The organism is Streptomyces sp. NPDC037288, assembly GCF_055603265.1.
In genome coordinates this window covers 1-6441 of sequence record NZ_JBVJVY010000121.1, presented here as the reverse complement: position 1 = coordinate 6441, position 6441 = coordinate 1, and the positions used below count along the sequence as shown (strand labels likewise).

Sequence of the window (6441 nt, the reverse complement as noted above, 5' to 3'; positions counted from 1 at the left end):
GCATGAGTCCCCGCAGGTAGCAGTCGCCCTTGGCGCGCTGGTCCTTGCGCGGCACCGAGGCGAACACATCAGCCACGTATAACCCCAACCGGGCCCGTACACGCTTCACTTCGTGTGCATCCACACATCCAACATGCCCAGGAACAGTCCGAACCAGAAGACCTAACGGAGTCCTACTAGTACCAGGCCAAACTCGCAGAAGAAAAGACGTCCCGAGAAGCACAGCGCTGCCTGAAGCGCCGCCTCGCTGATCACGTCTGGCGCACGATGATCGGCGACGAACGCCGACGCACCCGGACGACGGGCCCAGGAGGACAACCGGGGGCGACTACAGCATCCAGCGCGGCCGGCCCAACCCCGACGGCCGACTCTTCGGTCAAGTCCCTTCCCGGACCCGCCGAACCCGAGCCTACGCCAACACCCCAACCAGCTTGACAAACACAGAGGCACCGACTTGTCGGCCCGACGGGCGAGGGTAAGTCCGTGCTGACCAGACGTCTGCTGTCTGAAGCGTTCAACGCGTTCACGTATTAGGCCAGCGCGGTCCTGTAAGCGTAACGGGTAACCAGGTGTACTGGTGTCAGTTGGAGAGGACTCAGCGCAGCGTTGTCTCCTTCCGGCAGCAGGTTGTTCGGCCCTGGGGAGCTAGCGCCTGACTGCGGGTGATTGCAAATAACAAGAGCCCCTCCTATGTGGTGAGGCAAGCGGAAGACGGTAAGCAGTGGCGCCAGTGAATTGCTGAACCCGCAATGGGTCCGTGATAGGGCGTTGCGGAATGTTAGTTCTCCCCGCCTCACCTAGTAAGGGCGGAGCTGAAAAGCGAGTTTTCGGTCACCTGGCATCGCGTGGAGGTAAGTATGACGGAAAGACAAGTGCGCAGGAGCTCGTGTGAGAATCGGGACGATGTTATCGATGACGGTCAATCCAGTGTGTGCGTCACGGTAGCCAGCCCTTTTCCGAACATCACACCGACGCCGCCGAGGAACGCGCCGATAATCTGCCTTGCAGGTTATGAAGAGGATCCTGCGGAATCCCACATCATCCGCAGTATCGACTGAGATCCTCGACCTGTCGTGTGTCATCCAGCAGAGTAGCAGTCCCAGAAGGGAACCTTTCGCACGCCGTCCATTTCGCATATAATCACGCCCTCCAGTTTTGCAGGTCGGCGGACTGGCCGCTGGCCAGCGGGTTTTCCGCCACTGAGCCTTTTTCATCCTGTGTTTGCGCAGATCAGAAGGGGTTTCGGCGCACCCGCCGTCGTGGCTGACTTTCGGTGACTTGGTCGCGATCCCACTCCAATTCGGCAATAGGCAACCGGGGTTGCAGCAGCGCTCGCCTACGAGCACGCCAACCGCCCCGGTACCCTCGGCACCGGGGTCCCGAATCAGGGCTTCCACGGCCGGACCACCCGGAATGCTGTCCAGGCCGAGGGGTGGTCCGGTCTTCTATTTGGTGACCGAGCATGAGATATCTCAGCTGCCGGAACCGGAGCCGGATGGGCAGGCGGCGGCTTCTTCCCCAGGCCCGACACGGACAGCATCTTTGCGCTGGCGTCCCGAACGAGCCTGACCACAAGAATGCTTGAAGCCTTCCGCTCGTCCATCGAGGACTATTGGCGAGGAGACGATCAGCATGGCGGTTTCGCTGGTGACGGCTCACCCGTGATCAGGAACCAGGGGTGAGCCGCAACGGAGCCAGCCAGCCTACGCGGATAGCGGGGGAGGGTATGCGGGGCGTGGCAATGCTATTTGACAGCCCATGCGTCCCCGCGAGTGCCGTGGATTTTCTGGTTGATGATCGATTTTTCAGCGGCGTGACGGCGCCGCCGTGCGCGGCTGACTGCCTGTTATGTCCCTTGGCGTGCGGAGACGGGTCGTCGCGTGACTCGCTTGACGAAAGACATAGAGACACCCCCGCAGGGGACGGCCCTGCTGCCGGACGGCTCCTACCTCACCCGGATCACTGGACGCCAACTGCGGGTGATCTCGGCCTGGTGACCATGACCGGTGCGACGGCAGCACCGTCACCACGCCCGGTCGGGTAGGTCTCCTCCAGCAGCCATCTCACCTGCCGACCGAACCGGCTCGGCGTGCCGGTAGACCGCTTACGCTGCGCTTCAAGGACCGTCCTGCTCGTGTCGACCCCCCGTTCAACGGCACGCCCCCACGGCGATCGCGCTCAGGTGGCCCGTCCACCGCGCAGGCCGCACACGCCCTGCTCGCGGCAGCGGCACGCATCCGCAGGACAGTGGCCACGCTGACCGGCTGCCCCTGGGCCGTCCGTTCCGCCGCCTTGGCCGTTTCCCGCTCGGCGAGGCTGTGCGCTGCGGGGGTCCAACCCCTGGATGGAGGCCCGGCCTCACCAGGTTGGGGTGACCGGTCTCGACCTCGCGGATGTGCCGCTGCCAGGCGAGTGCCCTCTCACGTACGTCTGCATCGAGGTCGTCCAGCAATCCCATGCAGGTGCCCGAGGCTGCTCGGCGCAGCCGTTGACCACTGCTGAGTCCTCGGCGGCGTACAACTGGGTGAGCAGCACGAATCGCGCGGGACGGTGGCAAGGGGCGGGGCGTTCAGGTGAGCAGAGGTGGCGCTGAGGGGACGGCGGGAGTATTAAATGGGTATTTAATGGACTTTTCATTCCGTTTTAGGAGGAGGGGTTTGTGACTTCCGTACCGTTAGCTGATGTGAGGCAGTGTGTCTCCGGTGTGCCTGGGTATCGTGCCGGTTCGGCGCGCCGCCGTGGTCGGGCGCTGGCTGTTGCAGCCGGAGTGCTGTGGGCCGCCGGCATCACGCCACTCACGTTGTCTGGGACCGCTTACGCCCAGGGCGCCTGCACCACCACCGGCACCACTACCAGCTGTAAGTTCGCCCCCACCGGCGCTGAGCAGAAGTTCACGGTCCCTGCCGGGGTCACCGCCGTGTCGGTAACCGCAGTCGGTGGCAGAGGCGGTACACCCGGCTACAGCGCAGGCGGCACCCACTACCACGGCGGGCGTGGGGGTCACGGGGCGCGGGTGACCGCGACCGGCGTCCCGGTCACCCCCGGCAGCACCCTGTACGTCGAAGTCGGCGGCAACGGAAGCAAGACCGGAACCGGTGGCTTCAACGGAGGCGGGAGCAGTACCGGTGACGGTCGCTACCACCTCGGTGGAGGAGGTGGTGGTGCCAGCGATGTACGCATCGCTCCCCGGAGCGTCGCCCTGGCTACCCATGACACTCGCCTCGTCGTCGCCGCCGGTGGTGGTGGCGGTGGCAACTACTACGGTAGTGGCGGTGGGGGGACAGGAGCCGGACCCGGCGGAGCCGGCGGTCAAGGCGATGTGAACGGCGGTCGGGGTCGGAACGGTGGAGGCTTCAACACCGCCGGCGGTAGCGGCGGGAGTGGTGCGAACACCGGAGGCGGGGTGCCGGGTCGGGGCGGTTCTGGCGGGAAGGCCGCAGCAAACGTCGCCGGTGGCGGTGGTGGTGGTGGTTCCTTCGGTAGCAGACCCGGACACGGGGACGACATTCCCCATAACGGTCCTGGCGGAGGTGGCGGCGCTGGCAACACCGGCGGCGGGGGCGGGGGAGGGGGCGCCCCGGGTACGCAAGGCACGCTCGGAACTGGGGGTCAGGGCGGAACCACCACATTTAGCGCCGCCGCCGGCGGTGGTGGTGGGGGCTACTACGGTGGTGGTGGCGGAGGCGGCGAGACTTTCCAAGGCGGGGGCGGGGGTGCGGGTTCGTCGTTCGTGACGCCGAAGGCTGCGTCGATGACCGCGGTCGCGGACACCAGCGGCACTCCTGTCGTCACCATCACCTACACGGCGGGGAACACGGCCGGCAAGCCGGTCAACACATACGCGCTCTCGTACCCGGACCCCTCCGCAAAAGGTCAACAGGTCGTTCTCGCCGACCTCGTCTGTCCCGTCGGCAGCACCACAGTGCCCACCGGCACGGTCAGGTTCAAAGACATCACCGCTCACACCGCTCTTGGCACGGCAGCACTCACGTCGGCAGGCGCCAACCACTGCGCCCTCGCGGTGATGGCCACCCCCTTCGGGACCACCGGCACCCATACCATCACCGCCACGTACAGCGGCGATACCCTCTATCAGGGCAACGGCAACAACCCCGAAACGTTCACCCAAAAAGTGCACTCCTGCGGCGAGGGGGCAAGTCCTGACGCAGCGCCCCGCCATCCACGCGGTGCCGATGCCCCCGACGTGTTGAACCGAGACCAGACACTCGGTCAGCTGTAGCGTCCTGGGTGCCGGCCAGCGGTGGCTCGGGGCACAGCCCCGTGCCGCCGCCGCGGGCAGTACCCGCCCGATGCGGTGCGGCTTTTCTTGGATCCTGCTACGCCGAGCGCGCCGGTTTTTAGGCTGGCCGGGGACGGCATCGGCACGATCGTGGAGATCTGTCGTCGCCTGGAGAGGGTGCCACGACCATCGAGTTGGCTGCTCGTCGTACGGCGAGTTTGCCGGGCGGTGCGATCCTGGCCGGGCTGGACGATCAACTGGTCCTGCTGGGCGATGCCGGCCGTACGGGCCCCGCCCGGCATCTCGGCCTGGCCGCCGCGATCGATTGGAGCCACGCCTGCTCACCGGGCCGGAGCGCGCTCTCGTTCGCCGGTTGTCTGTGCTGCGCGGCGGTTTCACCCAGACGCGGCAGCTGCCGTCGCCGCTGATGGTTCTGCCGACCCCTCCCATCCCGTCGCATTCTGGCCCTCCTGCTGTCTTTGGAGGCCAGGTACTTCCTCGTCTGTGCCCTGGGCCCAAGCGCTCTGCAGACGCTCCCTCTTGGGTCGGGCCAGGCCGGGAAGGCTCGGGTGATGACGCTCTTTGATTTCGGCTCTGTCCGCTGTTCCGGATGCTGTTGGTGGTCTTCACTCGGTGAGGTGAGGTCTGCTGGCCGTGCGTGAGTTGATGTTCTCGCGGTGCTGGGTTGATGGGAGCGGGGCGGTTTTGGCAGTCGAAGGGGTGGCCGCGGTGGCGATGGGTTCGTGGTCGGGCCGGGTGATTCCGCCGTTGACGGTGCGGATGGCGCGAGCGAGTAATCCGCGGGGTACGGCCGCTATATGGGTGCGCGATCGCCTGGACGGCCTGTTCACGGACGACGACTTCGCCGACTGGTATCCGGTTGACGGGCGGCGAAGGCTGTCGCCGGCTCAGCTGGCTTTGGTGTCGGTGCTGCAGTACGCCGGAAAACCTCACCGATCGGCAAGCGGCAGACGCGGCCCGCTGTCGCCTGGACGGTGCCTCTGTGTTTGTCAAGCCGGTTGAGGTGGTGGCGTAGGCTCGTTCCTGGTGGGTCCGGGAAGTGACTTGTCCGAAGAGTCGGCCGTCGGGGTTGGGCCGGCCGCGCTGGATGCTGTAGCCGCCCCCGTTTGTCCTCCCGGGCCCGTCGTGAGCTCGCGGCGGCGTTCATCGGCGACCATCGTGCGCCAGACGTGATTGGCCAGGCGGCGTTTGAGGCAGCGTTGCGCTTCCCGGGATGTCTTTCCTTCTGCAAGCTTGGCCTGGTAGTAGGCGTGGCCTCGGGTGCCGGGCATGCGGATCTGCGTGATCGCAACGGTGTGGAGTGCCGCGTTGAGCTGGCGGTCGCCGCGTCGGGACAGGCGGTGGCGTGCGCGGTCGGCGCTGGCGATCTCGATGGGAGCGGTGCCGGTGTACTGCGCGAAGGCGCTGGCGGTCGGGAACCGGGTGGGGTTGCCAGTTCGGCCCAGGAGGCGGGCGGCGGTCACGGCCCCGATGCCCGGTGTGTCGGTCAGCCGGCTTTCGGAATCTGCAACCAGCGCGGCCATGGCCTTGGCGTTTTCCTTCAGCTTCGTGTCCCAGGTCCGAACCTCGGCAATCAGGTCGGAGGCAAGGGTGTGGCGGGTGAGCTCGGCCGGACCGACGGGGACGACCGACTCCAGCAGCTGCTCGGCTTTGACCGCGGACAGGTCGCGCGGTGCCCCTCCAGGCAGAAGAGCGCGCAGCAGCGCGTGGAGCTGGTTGACCGCGCGGACTCTGGCTTGGGCGAGGTTGCTGCGGCGCTCGTCCAGCAGAGCCAGTGCGTTTGTTGAGTCCTCGGTCTGCACTGGCCGTGCGTCGCCCTGGAGAGCGGCGACGCACGCCGCAGCCGCCGCGTCGATGCGGTCGTTCTTGCGGCCCGCGCCGCGTGAGAGCTGTCGAACCCGTGCGGTCGCGCTGGGCGGGACGTCAACGACCTTTTCTCCCCGGGCGAGCAGCCATGAGGTCATGTGGTGTCCCAGCCCCCGGGCGTTCTCTATGGCCCAGCGCCGATCGGGCCACTGGCGTGCCCAGTCCAGCATGCGCTGGTATTCCTCAAGCGTCGCATCGATGCGGATCGAGCCGTGATCACGATTGGTCTCGGGATCGACAGCGGTGGCCGTGTGGGTCGACTTGTGCGGGTCGATGCCGATCAGCATCATCGGCGGCACTCTCCTCGGACGTCG

2 protein-coding genes and 1 pseudogene are annotated in these 6441 nt (G+C 66.6%); 1 reads left to right on the top strand and 2 read right to left on the bottom strand.

Features of this window, described 5'->3' with window-relative positions; translation table 11 throughout:
* Positions 1-124 (bottom strand): annotated as a pseudogene (locus tag ACZ7GZ_RS41770) (IS701 family transposase); the annotation flags it as partial.
* 3627 nt (positions 125-3751) lie between these two features.
* On the opposite strand from ACZ7GZ_RS41770, the gene ACZ7GZ_RS41765 reads away from it, so the two are divergent.
* The gene (locus ACZ7GZ_RS41765) at positions 3752-4240 is read left to right on the top strand and encodes an Ig-like domain repeat protein (RefSeq protein WP_471032914.1); all 489 of its coding nucleotides are present in this window, start codon (positions 3752-3754) and stop codon (positions 4238-4240) included.
* Between the two features lie 1010 nt (positions 4241-5250).
* On the opposite strand, the gene ACZ7GZ_RS41760 is transcribed toward ACZ7GZ_RS41765, so the two are convergent.
* Positions 5251-6417 (bottom strand): IS110 family RNA-guided transposase, encoded by a 1167-nt coding sequence (locus ACZ7GZ_RS41760; RefSeq protein WP_471032912.1) that lies wholly within the window; start codon positions 6415-6417, stop codon positions 5251-5253.
* Between the last annotated feature and the right edge of the window lie 24 nt (positions 6418-6441).

What these genes read in the sequence shown, in the direction of transcription:
- ACZ7GZ_RS41760 (WP_471032912.1), bottom strand. Translation starts at nt 6,417, where the DNA reads ATGATGCTGATCGGCATCGACCCGCACAAGTCGACCCACACGGCCACC.
- ACZ7GZ_RS41765 (WP_471032914.1), top strand. Translation starts at nt 3,752, where the DNA reads ATGACCGCGGTCGCGGACACCAGCGGCACTCCTGTCGTCACCATCACC.